Origin of the sequence: Porphyromonas gingivicanis JCM 15907 (assembly GCF_000614585.1) — a bacterium.
GTDB classification, from domain to species: Bacteria; Bacteroidota; Bacteroidia; order Bacteroidales; family Porphyromonadaceae; genus Porphyromonas; species Porphyromonas gingivicanis.
Genome location: NZ_BAKX01000003.1, coordinates 257,045 through 276,963, shown reverse-complemented (window position 1 = coordinate 276,963; position 19,919 = coordinate 257,045). Strand labels below are relative to the sequence as shown.

The window sequence follows — 19,919 nt, the reverse complement described above, 5'->3', positions numbered from 1 at the left end:
GCTACTAAAAAGCTTAGTCTAAACTTACGAAAAGGCCACTGCGTACCTAAAACAGTAACAACAGTGGCCCAACACACCAACACATGAAACATATACCCCTATAAAGGGAAAGGAAAGAGTATAATCATTTCCTTTATATCTCTATGGGATAGGTATTTATCCCTTTATGGCTACAATTGTCTTTTCGTAATCGGGCTCTTGAGTAACCTCTGGCACCAATTGAGTGTATATAACTTTTCCTTCTTCGTCTACCACAATAACGGCACGCGCCAAAAGCCCTTTCAAGGGTCCTGTTTCCATAAGGAGTCCATACCCTTTTTCGAAGCAATCACAACGGAACATTGAAACCGTTTCTACCCCCGTGATACCTTCTGCTCCACAGAAACGTCCCAGTGCAAAAGGCAAATCCTTTGATACACAAAGTACTGCACAATTATCCAACTTAGCGGCTTCTTCATTAAAGCGGCGCACACTGGCAGCGCAAACAGCCGTATCTACACTTGGGAAAACGTTGATAATTACCTTCTTTCCCTTATAATCGCTCAACTTTACCTCGCTAAGATCTTGCTTTACAGCAGTAAAGTCTGGTGCGATAGCTCCAACCTCAGGCATATTACCAGAGAGGTTTATATCTATTGTCCCTTTTAGTTTGATTGTTGTCATTTTATTCTGTAAAATTATAGTCTGTTCATTTTACACAGCTAAGTTAGTGATAACTGCTGTATTGTGCAAATAGTTACTTCTTCTTAGGTAGAATTTTCTCGATATACTCCTTTATAGAGGCTTCGGGAAGGTTACCCATAGTTTGATAAGGAGTGTCTTTAACAGGTATAAATAATACCATGGGAATGCTTTCTACGGCAAATTGTCTGGCAAGCTCTCTATTGTTATCCACATTTACTTTGTAGAGAATTACCTCTCCATTATATGAATGAATTACACGCTCCAACTTAGGAGCCAATTGACGACATGGACCACACCAATTAGCATAGAAATCAATAACAGCAGGTTTGTTTCCCTTATACACAAATTTCGTAGGATTCTTTTCATAATCGAAAATATGCTCTTTCATAAAAGCGGCATCTATTTCCTTTATGTAAGAAACTTCCTTTTTGTCTGTTTTTGTGTTATTTTGACAGGAGACCTGCAAAGCACTTCCTGAGAGGAGTACTCCTATGGAAAATAGATTAATCAATAGACGTTTCATAATACGAATTAGTTACTTTGTATTGTCAACTACAGAATAGTTATACAAAAGAAAAAGTTCACTCCTCTCGGAAATATTATAAAAAGTTACCATTTAGCATCTTGATTGAGTTTACTCAACTTCTTGTACATCTCCTCTTTGTCCGAAGAAAAGTCGAGTTCCTCTATCACTTGATAAAAGTTGTGTTTGTCAATTATATTGGGATAAACTTTTTCGATTAGTTTCTTTTTTTCGCTATTGAATGAACAATCCTTTACCAAGCGCAGGGCTTGTGCCGAATAAAGCATGGAGTAAGATAGTACATAGCTCAATAGCTCCTCTCGTTCACTTTCAAAAGAGAGCTTTTTGTACTTCTTATAAAAGGTCTCAAACTGGTCGGAGGACATTTCCTTACCATAATTATTCCACCCATTCCCATTGTCCCAGTTGTCTTCGCTATCTTGAGGAGGCCAGGGGAAAGAATCGCCATAGTCAGAACCTACCACGATATTTACAACTCCTCTTCCGTTGTAATACACTTTTTGGTTATAAACACATCTCTCTTTGCCTCCGAAACGAGAGGAGCGGTAAATCTTAATATGATAGTAGCTTCGTTCCAAATTGGCGACAAAACAGCTCATGGTAGGCATGGAAATCTCCTGTTGGTCAATGTAAACAATAATAGGATATTCCTCAGATGTAATACGCAATCCACGCAGATTTTGAGCAAAAGAGGAGAAAAAAAGAATTTGTGCTACAATAGTAATAGCTACTGCAAAGAATCTTTTCATAACTAAATACCTCAAAAGAAGATTTATATTCTACAAAACACTAAAGGCTAAATATATCTCTAATGATACCATCCACAAATATAAAACCTTGTGAGGTAGATTGCAAATAGTTACCTTTCCATTCAAGCCAACCTTTTTGACAAAATGGAGCTGCCTGCCTCTTTAACAAAGTATAATATTCTTGTCCCAAGCTCTCTTGTAATAATTTCGTGTCAATTCCCTCACGGGTACGTAGCCCCAACATAATCCATTCATTATACTGATCTTTAAGAGAGAGTCTCTCTTCGAAATCTTTTGGGAGTTCGTTTAAGCCAACTCTGTCTATGTAAGAGCGCAAATCAGCAACATTAGACCAACGCCTCTCTGGAATGTAACTATGCGCCGAAGGTCCTAATCCGAAATAAGGAGTTCTATTCCAATAGGCAGAGTTGTGACAAGAGATGTATCCCTCCTTGGCAAAATTAGAGATTTCATAATGCTTAAATCCGACTCGTTCTAACTCCTGTATTAAATAGTAGTAGGCTTCGATTCCCTGTTCCTCCTTAGGAAGAACTATTGCCCCTCGATCCACTAATTTGTATAGGGGGGTATTCTCTTCACAAATCAGATGATACGATGATATATGAGGCACTTCCAACTCAATGGCATTCTGTACATTTTTATGCCACTGCTCTTTTGTTTGATTGGGTAGGGCATAAATGAGATCTACACTAATGTTATTTATAGACTCCCTTCGCAGAGCATCTATTGCTTGATAGACCTGTTCTCCAGAATGTCTCCTTCCCAAGAATGCGAGTTCTCTGTCTGAAAAACTCTGCACTCCCAAGCTAACTCGATTGACTCCAAGCCCTTTTAACCCATGAGCATAATCAAGACGCACATCATCGGGATTAGCCTCAAGAGTCCATTCCGCACTTGGCAGAATAGAGACATTAGAAAGCAAACATTCTATAATCGTCGCTAACTCGTGTATAGAAAGCAGAGAGGGAGTACCTCCTCCAAAATAAACTGTACTAAAAGGCGCAAATTCCGTTAAGGAGTCCTTTAATAGCTCTATTTCTCGACAGAGAGCAACGACAAAATCTTTTTTTAGTTGCGCATTGGTCTGCGAATAGAAATCACAGTAAATACAACGAGAGGCACAAAAAGGAACGTGAATATAAAGTCCTGCCATCTATTCCCTACTCTGTTTAGAGATACAAAGGCTGAGAAACCCCTCCTATATTAAACGCTCTATCCAGTGCTTCGACACGAAGAAAATCAGCATCTTGGAGCATTTCGGAAGAGACTATCACCTTGTTCCCATAGATAAGGGGGACCAATAATACATCCTCTTCCGTGGATGACGTAGTACTCTTTTTGCGTAAAAATAGATTGTAAATGGTAGCAGACTTAAATTGATCTGCTATCTCCCAAGATATTTGCACTTTTTTTTCATTTAGTCGAGTTAGAAGCAAATTAGTCGGAGCAGGAGGTGTTTCTAAAGCCCTACTCTTAAAAGGGTACATACGAACAGGAGAAGCAAAATGACGAGCAATAATTTGGTCTACTCCTTTTCTTCGAGGGCGAATATTCTCTTCTCGATAGAAGCAAACCCCTGCCATTTTTTGCTCGGTCGAAAGTTTTATTTGCTGGGCTATGGTAGTAGGATGCCAGCGGCTATTATCATCCACTCGATACACCCCTAATCCCGCCACAATGGTAGAGAGGGTATCTGCTTTTTCCAATCAAAGAGGAAAGGGTCGAAGAGATGATCCTTATAATACATCATCGGAACAATGAAGTCTATACTTCCCTCTTTATGCCATCGTATAGGGTCTTGAAATACGCTTTCTCGACAAGTCCATCCCACTTTGGGATAATCAGGCAAGGTGCGAAATTTACCCAGTGTAGCAGCACTAATCAGCACATGTGGTTTGAGTGCTCGGATGTCTTGTGCTACTTCTCGAAGCAGAGAAGAAATGTTCTCTACTCGCCAAACATTCTTCTCTTTTCCCTTTCCATACTTTAGATAAGAGGCTTGATCTTTAAAAGAAGAGGCATGTTCTGGATAACGAATGTAGTCAAAATGAATACCATCTACATCGTACCGCTTCACCAAATCTTTCGAAAGAGAGGCGATATATTGGCGCACTTCTGGCAGTCCAGGATCTAAATACCACTCCCCTTTGTGAGAAATACACCAAGAGCGATGTCGCCCCCATACACCTCTATTGCCCAAAGACTTTACATGCTTATCAGTACCAATGGGTAATGTAACAATCCAAGCATGGAGCGTTAAACCTCGCTTGTGACACTCCTCTACGGCAAAAGCCAATGGATCATAATCCAAGTGAGTGAAACCACTCTTGCCTGTTAGTATTGAAGCCATTGGTTCTATGTCTGAAGAGTAAAGTAAATCTCCTCTTAGACGAACCTGAAAAAAGACTGTGTTAAAATTGGCAGAGGCTAAACGGTCTAAAATTTGACACAATTCCTCCCTCTGCTTTCTCATCGCATTTCGTGTTGTGGCGGGAGCATGAGGCCAATCTAATCCATAAATAGTTGTGAGCCATACTCCTCGTATTTCGGGTTCTTTGCTGTATTTGAAAGGAATAACCACACTTTTCTGAGCAATAGGAGAAAGTACCTCTCTCAAAGGAGCAGACGTTGCTCTCCTTGGCTCACTCTCTTTAGATTTACGAGTAGCGCACCCTTGCAACAAAAAAAGTGAACATAGTAGAGAGAGCAAAATGGCTCTAACCTCTCCTCTCCCTCTATGAGTGGTTATTCTAATCATGTATAAAAGATATTATCTATGAGGCGCACCTCTCCACAGTAACAAGCGATGCAACCAATAGTTTGGGTGGCATCGTTCCAAGATTCAATAGGTTGCAGAGAAGTAGCATCTACTATCGTATAATATTCAACCTCTAAGTGAGGCTCTGCATTGAGCTCTTCGGTAACTTGTTTCTCTACATCCCGAGGTGTTTTTCCATTGTTCTTCCAGTCCAAACTCTCACGGAGCTTTTGGTAAATCTTTGGAGCATTGGGGCGAGTTTGCTCTGTTAAACGCTGATTACGACTACTTAAAGCTAAACCAGAGGCTTCACGTACAATAGGCATAGCTATAATATCGAGTTCAAATCCGCACTGGGCTACCATAGAGCGGATAATGGCTATTTGTTGATAATCTTTCTCTCCAAAGAAAGCCCCATCAGGTTTTACCAATTCGAAAAGCTTACTTACAATAAGGCTACTCCCTCGAAATGTCCAGGACGCTTAATACCCTCCATTACCTCTGCAATGGGACCAAAGTGAAACTCTCTTTCTACAGCCCCCTGCTCATATACCTCTTCTTCGGTGGGCATAAAAAGGTAGTTACATCCAGCCTTTTCTAAGAGTTGAATATCTTGCTCAGGCTGACGAGGATAGGTAACAAGATCTTGAGGATTATTGAATTGTTTTGGATTAACAAAAATGCTCACCACACAGATATCATAGTCCTTTACAGCCTGTTCTACCAGGCTCAAATGGCCCTCATGAAGAGCTCCCATAGTGGGTACTAAACCTATACTTTTGCCCTGTACTCTCTCGGCATCAAGGAGAGCTGTAAGCTCCTTCTTAGTAGCTACGATTTTCATCTTTACTTACGAATGGTCTTAAATCCTTCTTCTCCGATGGACTCTATCAAAAAAGTTTCATTGAAAACGGACTCTTCTACTTCTAATACTAATGTTTTTTCTTCTAAAGAGACTTCTGCCTTTAGAACTCCTTTGGTGGTCTCTGCCACGTTTTGCACGGTTTGTTTACAATGGGGACAATGCATTCCCTCAACGATATAATGTTTAGTTGTCATACTATTTCATTTTATAAAAAGTTCAAGGTAGTAAAAGAGAGGCATCACCATAACTCAAAAAACGGTAGTTATGCGCAAGAGCATAGTCGTACATTGCTTTCCAATTCTCGCCTAACAGTGCTGCTATCATGAGTAAAAGTGTACTCTTGGGCTGATGAAAATTAGTTACAAGCCCTTTTACAATATGGAAACGATAGCCTGGTATAATCAACAAAGTAGTAGCAAATACGACAGAAGAAAGCTCTAACTCTTGCATTCTAAATAGCAACCTTTGCAAAAGGTCTCTTGTAGTCTCTTCGCTATCTGGAGTTGTGTAGGGCTCCCACTGATCTACTACTGGGAGAGAAGCCCCTTCTTCAGATGTTGTCAGTTCATCCAGATGATTGAGTGCAACATAATAAAGACTTTCCAACGTGCGAACGCTTGTTGTGCCTATCGCTATGATTTGGTCGGTGTGATCGAGCAGTTGCTCTATGGTAGCACGCTCTACGATGCACAACTCCTGATGCATAGAGTGTTCTGCAATGCTGTCTGACTTAACAGGGAGAAAGGTTCCCGCCCCAACGTGTAGAGTAACATCGGCAACGGGTATTCCCCTCTGGGTAATTTGCTCAAACTCTCTATCCGTAAAGTGCAATCCTGCCGTGGGAGCTGCCACCGAACCTTTATTCACGGCATAGACAGTTTGGTAGTCTCTATTGTCTCGCTCTTCGGTCGCTCTATTGAGGTAAGGGGGAATAGGTAATATACCTACCTGCTCCAAGATGTGTCCAAAGGAAAAAGATGGATTATCCCAAGAGAAGCGGATGAGGTCTTTCTCGATACGTTCGGCTCTGAAAGTAAAAGAATTCTCTCCTTCAAAACAGACCTCTCGCTCGAGTGCCCCCTCTTTCCACTTACGAGCATTGCCTACCATACAACGCCACACACAACTCTCAGTTGCCGTCAAAGAGCATTCATATTGCGAGGGGCTAACAGGCTCTAAACAGAGTAGTTCTATCTGTGCGCCTGTACTTTTGTGCAAATAGATGCGAGCCCTTATAACTCTTGTATTGTTTCTAACCAATAAACTATTAGTCGGAAGCAAAGAGGCTATTTCGGAGAAGAGATGCGTCGATAGGTTTCCACGATTATAGTGTAGCAACTGGCAAGAAGAGCGATCCTCTAAAGGATAGCGAGCAATTGCTTCATCGGGGAGGAGATAATCATACTCCTTCATTGAAATAGATTCTATCTCTCTTTTCATTGCGCTAATGGACTGCATAGATTATCCATCCGTAAATCAAGCACAAAAGTAGAACTTTTAGACCGTGCAACCAAGATTTTTCAATAAATAGCTCTACACAAGCTCCCAAAAAGAGCTTGAAAAGATAGGGTTCGTTTTTTCAGAATGAAAGTGAAGTACCCTCAAACCCAACAATGCTATTTTCTCTTTCGAGCAGTTTCGGTGAAGATAGGTAGCAATGTTGTACAAAAAAGAAAATAGGCAACATATAACGTAGCATTTTGAAGGGTTAATGCTTTCCTTACAAACCCTTAATGGTTGAAGTTAAAAGGTTCCATGCTTTCGGGTAAAAGGTTCTATGGTTTTGTCCTATCAGATTTATGACTGGGAAGAGTACGAGTGCGTCTAATGATGCACTCAAAAAAAAGTTAGTTCAAGAAAAATATAATCCCTACAAAAGAACTCTCGGAAGTTCTTTTGTAGAACAACCGAGAGTTATAAATGATTTGTAAAGTGTTTAGAAAGTATCCCTAAGGATAACATTCTTAGGGGATCGTGTCTTTTTAGCGACGGATACCCAACTTAGCAATAAGAGCACGATAGCGCTCAATATCTTTCTTAGCTACATAATCCAAAAGACGACGACGCTTACCTACCAACATCTTAAGGGCACGCGCTGTTGCGAAGTCTTTCTTATTAGATTTGAGGTGCTCTGTAAGGTGAGCAATACGATAGGTAAAAAGTGCTACTTGGCTTTCTACGCTACCTGTGTCGTTAGACGACTGTCCATACTGTCCGAAGATCTCTTTCTTCTTAGCTGAATCTAAATACATTTCGTTTTATAATTAACGAGTTAAACAAAGGGTGCTGCACCCGCACTACGGTTGCAGATCGCCAGCAAAGGTAACACTTTTACCTAAAAAGGCAATAACAGAGTGCTAAATAAATTAGATTCTATCTAAAACAAGGTCTATTAGCCCCTCGATACTCCCCTTGTAGTCTGTATTCATGTTCAAATTTTGCCTTCCCGCTATGATACAGCAAATCGTGAGAGCCTTATGTCCTAAGAGACTTGCCATGCCCGAAAGAGCCGAAGACTCCATCTCAAAATTGGTTATCTTGAAGTCTTTGTAGCGGAAATCCTCTATCTTCTTGTTGAGTTCTTCATCTGCCAAAGGGAGTCGCAACTTTCTGCCCTGAGGAGCATAGAAGCCATTACAAGCTATCGTTGAGCCTCGTAACACACGTGCATCTTTGCCTGCTATCTGCTCAAGCAACTCCTTATCGGCTGTAACCACATAAGGGGTTAGTCCCTCTATTTTCCATTCAAGCTGTTCGATTAGAGCCTTCTCGTACTCCAAATCTCGTATGGAACGAGTATTGGCATAGAAATTTATTACGCCATCGAAGCCAATAGCCTTTTCTGCAGCAACATAGGTGCCGATGGGAGCCTCGGGTTGTATTCCTCCAGAGGTACCGATGCGTACCATCGTTAGCTGACGAAAATCGTCCTTTACACAACGCTTCTCAAAGTCAAAGTTGGCAAGTATATCCAACTCGTTAACTACAATCTCTATATTGTCTCCTCCAATACCATGACTCTGAACAGTGAGACGTTTTCCTTTATAAAAACCTGTTATAGTACGGAACTCTCTGTTAGAAACGTCGCATTCTATAGAATCAAAACGAGAAGCAATCATACCGACTCTATCAGGGTCTCCACACAAAAGAATTTTATCTGACAAGTTTTCTGGCTTAAGGTGCAAATGAAACACAGAGCCATCTGCATTTATAATGAGTTCTGAAGAAGGGATTATACGCTTTTCCATACCATTAAATATTTATTCTACTGATTTAATACGTTTGCTATTTACTCTCTGTTTATCGTTGTTCTCCAAGGATACCAAGCAGCAAGAGGGCGTTTAGAGTCTAAGTCGTTCGTTGTTATTTTCGTTGATTGTTCGCTCAAACGAAACGTATAGATATGCACTTTTCCTTCGGGACAGTAACGATCGGATGCCAAGACTCCGATCTTATATAGGTCATCATAGATAAGGAAGTAGTCATTAAAAGGAGAATTAAAAGGCATACCCAGGAGAGTTGGAGATAAAAACTCGTTGGTGTCAATATTTTTACGCGTTAGATAGAGGTCGTATCCCCCTATACCATCAGGACTTTTCCGAGAAAATATAAGCGTTATACCATCTTGCCTTAGTATGGGATAAATCTCTTCGAAAGAAGTATTCAAAGAGTTTAAAGGAAGAGTTTCTGTCCACTTTGCTCCGACTTTTCGGGTATAAAAAAGCTCCATATCATCCTGCTCTCCCTGCATAGAGAAGAAGCGTTCATGCCCCAAACTGGTTTGATAAACAGGATGATAAGCAGGAGCCTTGCTAATTATCTCTCTATTCTTTAAGAAAGTCCCCCACTCTTTGGATAAATGTCCTTGTGGAAAGTTCTCCAAATGAGATAAATCTATTTGAACGCTATCGATTACTTCTATCCATTCAGAATACTCCAACATCTTCGAGGCTCGTTGTGCCATAGAGTTTAAAAGTTTCATCTCTTCGGAGATTATCTTCTTTTTCCCCCCCATAAGGTTAATCGTTTGGATAGCCTCTGGAAAACGATAAGAATGGTAATAAGCCTCTGCCAACAGAGCCAAAGAGGCATCTTTTTTCTTGCCCTTTATGGTAGATAATAACTCTATTACTCTATCATAATCGTACATTTTCAAGAGCACTTTACTCCAAGAATCTCGAACAGCAATATTGTTAGGACTCTTCTCTATCAAGTGTTCATATATACTATTTGCTTCCACAAACAAACCTTGTTCGGCAAAAGTTTCTGCCTCCTCTAATGTTTGAGCCTCCAGATTAAAGAGAAAAAGAGAGAAGAAAAGTCCTCCTATAAAGCCGAAAAATTGTTTTTTTCTCATTCTATTTGGGCTAAGAGTATTTGAGAGCTATTTATTAAACCTATAGGACAATAAAAAGAGCCCTCTCTCCCGAAAGAGAAAAGGGCTCTTCATGCATTTTTACAGATTGTTCTCTACAAGATATTTCTCTGCTTCCAATGCAGCCTTACATCCAGAACCTGCTGATGTAATCGCCTGACGGTAACGTGAGTCTGCGACGTCTCCTGCGGCAAATACCCCAGGTACATTAGTCAAAGGAGTACCATTGCGAGTTAGTATATATCCAGCCTCATCCAAATCAATCTGTCCTTTGAAAATGTCTGTATTAGGCTTATGACCAATCGCTAAGAAGAAACCATCTATTGCAATATCTACCATAGACTCATCAGGCTCTCCCTTACGCTTTACTAAATGAGCACCTTCTACGCCATCTTCTCCAAAGAGACCAACGGTATTATGCTCAAAAAGCACCTCAATCTTAGGGTTATTCAGCACTCGATCTTGCATAACCTGAGACGCTCTTAAATAGTTTTTGCGCACTATTAAGTACACTTTCTTAGCCAAGCCAGCCAAGTAAGTAGCTTCTTCGCAAGCCGTATCTCCTCCTCCAACTACTGCTACAGTGCGACCTCTATAGAAGAAACCATCACAGGTAGCACAAGCCGAAACTCCCATACCTGCATACTTCTCTTCATCGGGCAAGCCAAGGTATTTGGCAGCAGCCCCTGTTGCAATGATAAGAGAGTCAGCAGTAATCTTCTTCTCTCCATCGATGGTTATGGTATAGGGTTTCTTTGACAAATCAACTTCGGTTGCCATTCCCGAACGGATATCTGCTCCGAAACGAAGAGCTTGCTCTTTTAACTGATTCATCATTTCTGGTCCTGTAATCCCATCTGGATAACCTGGGAAGTTTTCAACATCTGTTGTAGTCGTTAACTGTCCTCCAGGTTGAAGACCCGAAAATAAGAGAGGGCGTAAATTTGCACGAGAGGCATAGATAGCAGCCGTATAACCTGCTGGGCCAGAACCTAAAATCAGGCAACGTACGTGTTCGTTTGTATTGTTCATTAGTTCTATATATTCTGAAAATAAGTTATTGCTCTCTTCCCTCTATCTCTACTGTCGAAGCTATTTTACGCACCAGTCCTTGCAATACATTACCAGGACCTAACTCTACGAAATGAGTAGCACCATCAGCGACCATTTGGGTAACAGACTCTGTCCAGCGTACAGGAGAAGTAAGTTGCTTGATGAGGTTTTCTTTGATTTCAATAGGATTCGTCACAGCCTTTGCCACTACATTTTGATAAATAGGAGCCATAGGCATATTGAAAGAGGTATTAGAAATAGCCTCTGCCAACTCTTCACGAGCAGGTTCCATCAAAGGAGAATGGAAAGCTCCGCCCACCTTTAAAGGCAATGCTCTCTTTGCTCCAGCCGCTTTCATCAACTCACAAGCCTTCTCCACACCAGACATAGTACCCGATATAACGATTTGTCCAGGGCAGTTATAGTTGGCAGCAACGACAATTTCGTCAGTGATAGAGGCGCAAATCTCAGCTACTTTTTCATCGGGCAAGCCTAATACAGCAGCATAGTAGAGGAAGTTTTTTCGCAAGCCTTTTGCATAGCTTGGGCGCGCTTAGATACTAAACGCAAGCCATCTGCAAAAGAAAGAGCATTTCCAGCTACCAAAGCAGAGAATTCTCCCAGAGAGTGCCCTGCTAACATATCGGGGCGAAAATCTTCTCCCAAGCAACGAGCTAAAATTACCGAATGAAGAAAAACAGCGGGTTGCGTAACCTTAGTTTGTTTGAGATCTTCATCTGTACCCTTAAACATTATATCTGTAATTGAGAAGCCCAAAATATCATTAGCCTCTTCAAAGAGCTGTTTTGCGGTGTCGTTGCTCTCATAGAGAGGAAGTCCCATGCCTACGAACTGTGCCCCTTGACCTGGGAATACATAAGCCTTTTTCATAACAATTGCTATATATAAATCTGTATTAAACTAACTTCAGCGTATTCAAAAGCACTTGATAAGAGCGTGCTACTGACTCGATATGTACTTTCTCATCTGGAGAGTGAGGGTGACGAATTTCAGGACCGAATGAAATCATATCCATATTGGGCATAACTCCCTGAATGATACCACACTCCAAACCTGCATGCATAACCTTTATATCGGGTTTCTCGTTATAGAAATCTTCGAAGGCTTTACTCATTACATTCATAATATGAGACTGAGCATTGGGCTGCCATCCTGTGTAAGAAGCATCGAACTCTACTTTTGCCCCTATGAGAAGGAAGGTACTTTCAATGCTCGAAGCCACCCACATCTTACGACTATCAGAAGAACTTCTTACGAGGAAGTTAACGGTAACCTTACCCTCGCCAGCACGAACAATAGACAGGTTCGTAGAAGCCTCTACTGTGTCAGGAAAGCTCTGTAACATAGAGATAGGACCATTTTGACAAGCCTCCAAGGCATTAATCAAATTGTCTTGAACATCTTCGGGGATTAGGTACTTGGGCAACTCGCACTTCTCTATTTTAAGTGCAATTCTATCCTCAATACCTGCAAACTCTTTGGTAAAGAGCGCTTCGAAGTCAGCGATAAACTTATTGAAGTTTTCACTGTCCTCTGGAGCCAAAGTGAGTGTTGCGAAAGCCTCACGAGGGATAGCATTGCGCATCGTACCCCCTTCGAAAGAGCTTAGACGAATACCGAACTCTTCTATGGCAGCCTTTAAGAGGCGAGCCATCAACTTGTTAGCGTTGGCCCTTCCTACGTGAATATCTACACCGGAGTGACCTCCTTTCAAGCCCACAAGCGAGAGGCGCACTGCACAATCGTCTTCCGAAGAAGTCTCCTGATCTTTATATTCCAAAGAAACATTCACATCAACCCCTCCAGCACAACCGATGAAAAGTTTACCCTCAACCTCAGAGTCTATATTGAGTAAGATATCGCCCTTCAAAAAACCTGGTTTTAGACCATTAGCTCCATCCATTCCGACCTCTTCATTAATTGTGAAGAGAGCTTCAAGAGGACCATGTTCCAAAGAATTATCTTCCATAATGGCTAAAGCCATAGAAGCTCCAATGGCATTATCTGCGCCCAAGGTAGTACCTCTTGCTTTTACCCACTCTCCATCTATGTAGGCATCGATAGGGTCTTTTGAAAAATCGTGGTTGACGTCTGAATTTTTCTGAGGCACCATATCGACATGCGACTGTAAAGTAACAATGGGTCTACTCTCATAACCTTTTGTTGCAGGCTTGCGAATTAAAATATTGCCTACCTCATCGCGCAACGTCTCAAGCCCCATTTTTTTGCCACACTCATATACATAATTTGTAACCTCTTCCATCTGTCCTGTCGGGCGAGGTATCTGTGTAAAATCATAAAAATACTTCCACACGGAAGCTGGTTGCAAATTCAAAATTTCTTTTGCCATAAGCTGTTTTATTTATTTAGCTGTTCTATTATAGTTTTTGTTCAGTAAAGGTAACACTAAGATAGCAAAAAAACCAACAAGGGCATTACCCAGTGTTTGAAAAGTATGTACCACAAGAGCAAATACACCTGCATCTTGTTGCACAATCCCAAAGAGACCCAACGTGGTTATAATCATAAAGTGCCACGCTCCTATACCCGACTGAACGGGCACGACCACTCCTATTGTGCCCATTACAAACGATAGGAAAGCAATATCCCAACTCAAACTCTCGGTAAAAGAGAAAGCCTCAAACGTTATCTGAAAAGCATAGTAATAGCAAAGCCACATAGCTATCGTATAGAGTAGGAAAAGCCAAGGGGATGCCAAGGAACGGATAGAGCGAAAGCCTTCTAAGACCATTCTCATCTCTTTTTTTATTTTTTGCCACAAGTTCCTCTTGTACATCCAGACAAATCCGAAAGTAATAGACACAACAACTACTGCTATCAAAAGCCAAAATTGAGAAGACGAAAGCCATACATGGAAGCGCTCTCTCCAACTATTCTGCCCCACAAAAAAGAGCATCAATTGGGTTCTAAAAGAGAGTACACAGGCAATAAATAGGAGCAGGATAACCAACATATCCATAACTCTATCCATAAAAAGAGAGCCCAAAAGTTTAGAAAAAGGGAGCTGCTCTCGGCGCGCTAAAGTTGTACAACGCCATACTTCCCCAGCTCTGGGAAAAAGCATATTGATAGAAAAACATCCCCAAGAAACTAAAATAACGTTACTTCGTTTGGGGGATGGAGTACTAAAAGGTTGTATGAGCAACCTCCACCTCAAACCTCGAAAAAGGTTAGCCAAAACTCCCACAAAAACAGAGACAATTATAATCTCCCAACGAATACTTTTATCCAAAAGAAACGAGGAGAGGTCAGTAATATCAATGGAGCGATATACAAAGAGTAGCAACCCTATGCCGATGAACAATGAAAAGAAGAAGCGAAATAAATTTTTCTTTTGAAAGAAGGAGTGTAAGCTACTCATTTTAATACTCTTATATTAAGTGCAAGTCTTATATCACCACTCCTTTTTCACATTGCCATCCAGCATCTGCAAATGGGCTATCCCATAATAGGAGATGAATATCTAACTTCGCACTATAAACAATGCAAATATACTCCATATTTGAAAGAATCTATGAATAAAGTACGTGCAAAAAAGGCCTTAGGGCAACATTTTCTCACCAATCTATCGGCTGCCCAATCCATCGGAGAGAGTATATTGCCTTGGAAAGGAATACCCGTTTTAGAAATAGGACGGTATGGGGGTACTCACGCAAGTGTTGCTCGATTTGGACTTTGAGCTTTATCTATTGGAGATAGACCATGAATCTGTGGAATACCTCCAAAAGAACTTTCCCTACTTTGCCGACGGACGATGCTTAACAGAGGCGATGTGCTACACCTGCCCGAGGAAAAACTTATCCCCGAAAAGCCCGATACTCCTTTTGTTATGATTGGAAACTATCCTTACAACATATCAAGTCAAATTTTCTTTCGCTTGCTCGATTTAAGAGATAGAGTGCCCTGCTGTGCTGGAATGCTACAAAAAGAAGTTGCCGAGCGCCTGTGTGCCTCTCCCGGAGGGCGAGATTATGGTATCTTGACCGTACTGCTCCGATGCTGGTACGATGCTGAATATCTCTTTACTGTGAGCGAACTGGACTTTGATCCACCTCCAAAAGTTAAAGGAGGAGTACTCCGACTGGTGCGTAACCAAAGAACTTCCCTACCTTGCGATGAAGCTCTCTTCAAGAAAGTGGTTAAGACTGCCTTTGGACAAAGGCGCAAAACCCTGCGCAATGCCCTTAAAAGTCTATTCGGAGATAGCTACGATTACTCTCTTCCTATATTCTCTCTACGAGCCGAACGCTTGGATGTCGAAGAGTATATTTGGCTCACACAAGAGTATGAAAAACTCCTACAAGAAGATTGTGTAAAAGAAGAATCAACAAAAGAATAACAGAAAGTCTCGACTTCTCTTCTCTACAAAAAATAACCCAGCATTAGCTCTCTCGGAACTGATACTGGGTTTTGTCTATTCCTCTCTCTTCTTTGTAAAATATCTTCCATTATGGGAAGAGAAAAGAAGGCTCTTTTTCTCTATAAAAGTATTGTCTTTTTGGAAGTATAGCCCTCATTCTTTAGGCAAATCGCTACCATCGAAAGCAAAAGGAAGCAACCCTTTATTATCGTCCAAAACGATGGCTCTCTTTTCTCCCGCCATAATCACTTGGAAAGGACGATTGAAACGACTACTTACCTCCATCAATACTTGACGACAAGCACCACAAGGGGTAATGGTCTCTACTCGCTCATCTTGAGAGAAAGCAACGATAAGAAGAGCCTCAACAGGGTCGTTGGGATACAAAGCCCCAGCCGAAAAAAGCGCTGTTCTCTCTGCACATAAGCCTGAAGGATAAGCCGCATTTTCTTGATTACTACCTGTAACAATTGTACCACTCGAAAGGCGTACAGCTGCACCTACATAAAAGTGACTATAAGGAGCATACGCCTTTTGGGCCGCCTCAACCGCATGTTGCTCTAAAAGGAGCAAGTCATCCGAAAACTCCTCTCTACCTATCTCCCTATAAGGGATTGTTACTTGATTGCTCTTCATCAGGATAGTATCTAAAAAGTCTCTACATTTTGAGGTTCAAAGAGGCTACCAAGAAAAGTCTCAAGGGCATTAGTGTACCCCCTCGAACTGCTCTAAGAAACGCTTGTCATTTTCGGAAAATAGGCGTAAATCTTTAGCTCTATACTTCAAGTTGGTGATACGCTCTATACCCAAGCCAAAAGCATAGCCACTATACACAGAGGAGTCTATACCAGAAGCCTCCAACACGTTGGGGTCTACCATTCCACACCCTAATATCTCTACCCAACCTGTATGCTTACAGAAAGAGCAACCCTCTCCCCCACAGATGTTACAAGAAATATCCATCTCGGCAGAAGGTTCTGTAAAGGGGAAGTAGCTTGGGCGAAGCCTAATTTTTGTATCGGGACCGAAAAGCTCTCGAGCAAAATAGAAAAGCACCTCTCTCAAATCTGAAAAAGATACGTTCTTATCAATATACAACCCCTCTACTTGGTGAAAAAAGCAGTGTGCTCGTGCGGAAATAGCCTCATTTCGATAAACTCGCCCTGGACATAATACTCGAATAGGAGGCTTAGAAGTCTCCATAACCCGTACTTGGACAGAAGAGGTGTGGGAGCGTAGTACAATATCAGGGTGTTGCTGTACAAAGAAAGTGTCCTGCATATCTCGAGCAGGGTGGTCTGGAGCAAAGTTCAAGGCTGAATAGACGTGATAGTCATCCTCTATCTCGGGTCCGAGGGCTATGCTAAAGCCTAATTTGGAAAATATCTGCGTTATCTCTTGGCGTACGATAGAGAGAGGATGCCGACTACCTAAAGGAATTGGATAGGGAGAACGAGAGAGGTCTTCTCTTTCCGTATCGGTTTTTACGGACAAACTATCTCTCAAGGAGTTTATTCGCTCTAAAGCTTTCTGTTTTAGCTCATTTAGGAGAGCACCAATTACAGGTTTCTCCTCTCTGGGTACATCTCTAAACTCCTCTACAAGAGCTTGTATTTTTCCCTTTTTACTGAGAAACTGAATCCGTAAAGCCTCAACCTCATCTAAGCGTTGTGCTTTCAAATTTTCCACTTCGGCGATAACGCCACGTACTTTTTCTATTAAAGACACGAGTTCCTATTTTGCTTGCAAAATTCTACATTAATCCCTCCCAGCTCCTTTTCTACAATGCTGGCTAACACCTCACTGCATATCTCTTAATAAAAGTTTTTCCCCAAAGGAGTCATAAGAAGGCTTTTTCTCTCTCCTATAAAAGAAGAGTCTATAAAAGGAAAAGAGGGAGCTTGCCCTATGTATTACACTTCGGTAAGCCCCCTCTTGATGTTATATATTATTTGTTTACTTCTGCCATGTGGGCAATGAGGCAGAGAACTTTGTTAGAATATCCCCACTCATTATCGTACCAAGAAACAAGCTTTACAAACTTATCGTTAAGAGCGATACCAGCCTTAGCATCGAAGATAGAAGTGCGAGGGTCAGAAGTGAAATCGGTAGAAACCACTTCTTCTTCTGTATAGCCTAAGATGCCCTTGAGTTCGTTTTCTGATGCTTTCTTCACAGCAGCACAAATCTCCGCATAGGTAGCAGGCTTTTTCAAAGCCACGGTAAGGTCTACTACCGAGACATCCATGGTAGGTACACGGAAAGACATCCCCGTAAGTTTTCCATTGAGTTCAGGAATAACTTTACCTACAGCCTTAGCAGCCCCCGTAGAAGAAGGGATAATGTTGCCAATAGCAGAGCGACCACCACGCCAGTCTTTTTGACTGGGAGCATCTACAGTCTTCTGTGTAGCTGTAGCAGCGTGTACGGTAGTCATCAATCCCATTTCAATACCAAAGTTATCATTCAACACCTTGGCCAAAGGAGCCAAGCAGTTGGTTGTACAAGAAGCGTTAGAAACAAATTGAGTACCTTTTTTATAGGTATCCAAGTTTACTCCTGTTACGAACATAGGAGTATCGTCTTTAGAAGGCGCAGACATCACTACATATTTAGCCCCTGCTTTAATATGGCCTTCACTTAGCTCTTTAGTAAGGAAACGCCCTGTAGACTCAACTACATACTCGACACCAGCAGCTCCCCAATTAATCAAAGCAGGGTCTGTCTGAGCTGTAACGCGAATTTTTCTATCATTTACAACCAAGACTCCATCTTCTACACGTACAGTACCTTGGAAACGTCCATGTACAGAATCGTATTTAAGCATGTAAGCCATGTAGTCTACATCAATCAAGTCGTTGATTGCTACCACCTCTACGTCATCTCTAAGAAGAGAAGCTCTAAAAACTAAACGGCCAATACGGCCAAATCCATTAATCCCTACTTTAATCATAGCGATACCTTATATTTACTATTTTGAATTGTTTAATAAGCATAGTGTGCTGACTACACGGAAAAGAACTCTCACAAGCCACCACTCTACCCACCTACAATGGATAAAAGAGAGGTATAAAAGTTGCTTTACATCTTACAAAAGAAGTTTTGTAAATACCCTCCCCGTGAAGCTACCGCAAAGGTAGCCAACAATATTGAATTGACCATACTTTCGTTAGAAAGATTCTTTTCTGAAGAGCATATCGAAGAGAAGAAAGGCTAACACCTCCTTCACATAACAAAAAAGTCAAATGGATTTTTTCAAAAGGGTTAATGGTTACAAGTGTAAGGGTTAAAGGTTAATGACAAAAGGTATAATGGTTTCTCACTCAACCATTATACCTTTCAAATACTTCACAGAAGAAGTTTGTTACAAAAGTGTTTTTGAAGCTAATACAATAGTTCCCAGATGTTTTGTCAAAAGTGGAATATTGCACTTGAGGAGAATAAATGTTAGAGTCGAAAGGAAATATGAGTTCCCTTTCAAAGATTAATAGCTACTTAATAATGAACTCTCTTAAGCAAAATAACAGCCCTCTTTTCAGACAATCAGAGATAAATCGCTACTAAGAAACTACTCCGCTCTCAAGAAAAATAGTAACTTTGAGAGCCGAAAAAGAGCAGGCATCAATAGAATGTTATCACAGAAGGCCCCTATTGGCATATTTGACTCAGGTTATGGCGGACTTACCATCCTTAACGAAATACGTAAAGTGATGCCTCAGTATGACTATCTCTATTTGGGAGATAATGCTCGTTCGCCTTATGGAAGTCGTTCTTTTGAAATTGTCTATAAGTTTACCCTCCAAGCGGTAAAGAAATTATTCTCTTTCGGTTGTCCCTTGGTTATTTTGGCATGCAATACAGCCTCTGCCAAAGCTCTTCGTTCTATACAGCAACAAGATTTGCCTCTCATGGAAGATCCTACTCGAAGAGTATTGGGGGTTATACGTCCTACCATAGAGATTATAGATCAATTAAGTAGTACCAAGCATGTAGGTATTTTGGCTACAGAAGGTACCGTGGGGAGTCATAGCTATCCCATAGAGATAGGCAAGCTATTCCCCTCTCTCGTAGTGCATGAAGAGGCTTGTCCTATGTGGGTGCCTCTTGTTGAAAATGGAGAGTATAATAGCCTTGGTGCAGACTTCTTTGTTCGCAAACATTTGGAGGCTCTTTTATCTAAAGATAGAGCTATTGACACAATCGTATTAGGTTGTACACACTACCCTCTTTTGCGAGAGAAAATACAACAATATCTTCCCTCTTTCGTTCATATTGTAGCACAGGGAGAATACGTAGCAACCTCTCTGAAAGATTATTTATTAAGACACCGTGATATGGAACAGAGACTCTCTAAAGAAGGTACTACACGTTATCTTAGTACCGAGCAAGAAAGTAAATTCGTCGAAAAAGCCTCTGTTTTTCTACAAGAGTCTATCCTCGCTGAGCAAATCATCATAGACTAACTCTG

The 19,919-nt window shown here is 41.2% G+C and carries 18 protein-coding genes and 3 pseudogenes; 2 read left to right on the top strand and 19 right to left on the bottom strand.

All coding sequences use genetic code 11. The features are described 5' to 3' along the window. Nucleotides 1–156 precede the first annotated feature (156 nt). From tpx to JCM15907_RS10840, 16 genes and pseudogenes are all read right to left on the bottom strand, one after another. Nucleotides 157–663, bottom strand: a complete 507-nt coding sequence (gene tpx, locus JCM15907_RS04985; protein WP_025842950.1) for a thiol peroxidase — start codon at nt 661–663, stop codon at nt 157–159. A gap of 73 nt (nt 664–736) precedes the next feature. Then, on the bottom strand, nt 737–1,207 hold the full coding sequence (locus JCM15907_RS04980; RefSeq protein WP_025842949.1) for a thioredoxin family protein: 471 nt from the start codon (nt 1,205–1,207) through the stop codon (nt 737–739). 86 nt (nt 1,208–1,293) lie between these two features. Continuing rightward, on the bottom strand, nt 1,294–1,977 hold the full coding sequence (locus JCM15907_RS12255) for a proline and serine-rich protein 1 family protein (protein ID WP_025842948.1): 684 nt from the start codon (nt 1,975–1,977) through the stop codon (nt 1,294–1,296). A gap of 40 nt (nt 1,978–2,017) precedes the next feature. Continuing rightward, nucleotides 2,018–3,151, bottom strand: a complete 1,134-nt coding sequence (hemW, locus tag JCM15907_RS04970) for a radical SAM family heme chaperone HemW (protein WP_025842947.1) — start codon at nt 3,149–3,151, stop codon at nt 2,018–2,020. A gap of 16 nt (nt 3,152–3,167) precedes the next feature. Next, on the bottom strand, nt 3,168–3,674 hold the full coding sequence (locus JCM15907_RS12250; protein ID WP_148297463.1) for a hypothetical protein: 507 nt from the start codon (nt 3,672–3,674) through the stop codon (nt 3,168–3,170). Continuing rightward, nucleotides 3,662–4,756 (bottom strand): glycoside hydrolase family 10-like protein, encoded by a 1,095-nt coding sequence (locus JCM15907_RS12245; RefSeq protein WP_051522391.1) that lies wholly within the window; start codon nt 4,754–4,756, stop codon nt 3,662–3,664. Before JCM15907_RS12245 ends, JCM15907_RS12250 begins: the two co-directional genes overlap by 13 nt. Beyond that, nucleotides 4,753–5,600 (bottom strand): annotated as a pseudogene (gene panC / locus JCM15907_RS10850) (pantoate--beta-alanine ligase). Before panC ends, JCM15907_RS12245 begins: the two are co-directional and overlap by 4 nt. A 2-nt stretch (nt 5,601–5,602) precedes the next feature. Continuing rightward, nucleotides 5,603–5,815, bottom strand: a complete 213-nt coding sequence (locus JCM15907_RS04955; RefSeq protein WP_025842946.1) for a heavy-metal-associated domain-containing protein — start codon at nt 5,813–5,815, stop codon at nt 5,603–5,605. Between the two features lie 22 nt (nt 5,816–5,837). Then, a complete protein-coding gene (locus JCM15907_RS04950) occupies nt 5,838–7,079 on the bottom strand; it encodes an S-adenosylmethionine:tRNA ribosyltransferase-isomerase (RefSeq protein WP_242396799.1) in 1,242 nt (413 codons plus the stop codon). Between the two features lie 524 nt (nt 7,080–7,603). Then, entirely contained in the window at nt 7,604–7,873 is a 270-nt protein-coding gene (rpsO, locus tag JCM15907_RS04940) for a 30S ribosomal protein S15 (protein ID WP_025842944.1), read from the bottom strand. A 114-nt stretch (nt 7,874–7,987) separates the two neighbouring features. Continuing rightward, nucleotides 7,988–8,869 (bottom strand): nucleoside phosphorylase, encoded by an 882-nt coding sequence (locus JCM15907_RS04935; protein ID WP_025842943.1) that lies wholly within the window; start codon nt 8,867–8,869, stop codon nt 7,988–7,990. A 41-nt stretch (nt 8,870–8,910) separates the two neighbouring features. Then, nucleotides 8,911–9,978, bottom strand: coding sequence for a tetratricopeptide repeat protein (locus JCM15907_RS04930; protein WP_025842942.1), 1,068 nt, complete (start codon nt 9,976–9,978; stop codon nt 8,911–8,913). 99 nt (nt 9,979–10,077) lie between these two features. After that, entirely contained in the window at nt 10,078–11,028 is a 951-nt protein-coding gene (gene trxB, locus JCM15907_RS04925; RefSeq protein ID WP_025842941.1) for a thioredoxin-disulfide reductase, read from the bottom strand. 25 nt (nt 11,029–11,053) lie between these two features. After that, nucleotides 11,054–11,940, bottom strand: a pseudogene (fabD, locus tag JCM15907_RS10845) (ACP S-malonyltransferase). 25 nt (nt 11,941–11,965) lie between these two features. Continuing rightward, the gene (locus tag JCM15907_RS04915; RefSeq protein WP_025843006.1) at nt 11,966–13,420 is read right to left on the bottom strand and encodes an aminoacyl-histidine dipeptidase; all 1,455 of its coding nucleotides are present in this window, start codon (nt 13,418–13,420) and stop codon (nt 11,966–11,968) included. A gap of 12 nt (nt 13,421–13,432) precedes the next feature. Beyond that, nucleotides 13,433–14,452, bottom strand: a complete 1,020-nt coding sequence (locus JCM15907_RS10840) for a lysylphosphatidylglycerol synthase transmembrane domain-containing protein (RefSeq protein ID WP_051522390.1) — start codon at nt 14,450–14,452, stop codon at nt 13,433–13,435. Between the two features lie 153 nt (nt 14,453–14,605). Here JCM15907_RS10840 and rsmA point away from each other — a divergent pair. Beyond that, nucleotides 14,606–15,430: pseudogene (gene rsmA / locus JCM15907_RS10835) on the top strand (16S rRNA (adenine(1518)-N(6)/adenine(1519)-N(6))-dimethyltransferase RsmA). 174 nt (nt 15,431–15,604) lie between these two features. On the opposite strand, the gene cdd reads toward rsmA, so the two are convergent. The 3 genes from cdd to gap all read right to left on the bottom strand — a co-directional run bounded on the left by cdd (nt 15,605) and on the right by gap (nt 18,404). Continuing rightward, nucleotides 15,605–16,087, bottom strand: coding sequence for a cytidine deaminase (gene cdd, locus JCM15907_RS04900; RefSeq protein ID WP_025842940.1), 483 nt, complete (start codon nt 16,085–16,087; stop codon nt 15,605–15,607). A gap of 69 nt (nt 16,088–16,156) precedes the next feature. Beyond that, nucleotides 16,157–17,179, bottom strand: a complete 1,023-nt coding sequence (gene pheS / locus JCM15907_RS04895) for a phenylalanine--tRNA ligase subunit alpha (RefSeq protein WP_025842939.1) — start codon at nt 17,177–17,179, stop codon at nt 16,157–16,159. Nucleotides 17,180–17,399: 220 nt separating this feature from the next. After that, nucleotides 17,400–18,404 (bottom strand): type I glyceraldehyde-3-phosphate dehydrogenase, encoded by a 1,005-nt coding sequence (gap, locus tag JCM15907_RS04890; protein WP_025842938.1) that lies wholly within the window; start codon nt 18,402–18,404, stop codon nt 17,400–17,402. A 676-nt stretch (nt 18,405–19,080) separates the two neighbouring features. Here gap and murI point away from each other — a divergent pair. Next, complete coding sequence (gene murI, locus JCM15907_RS04880; RefSeq protein ID WP_036885501.1) at nt 19,081–19,914, top strand: glutamate racemase; 834 nt, start codon at nt 19,081–19,083, stop codon at nt 19,912–19,914. The last annotated feature ends 5 nt before the right edge of the window (nt 19,915–19,919 follow it).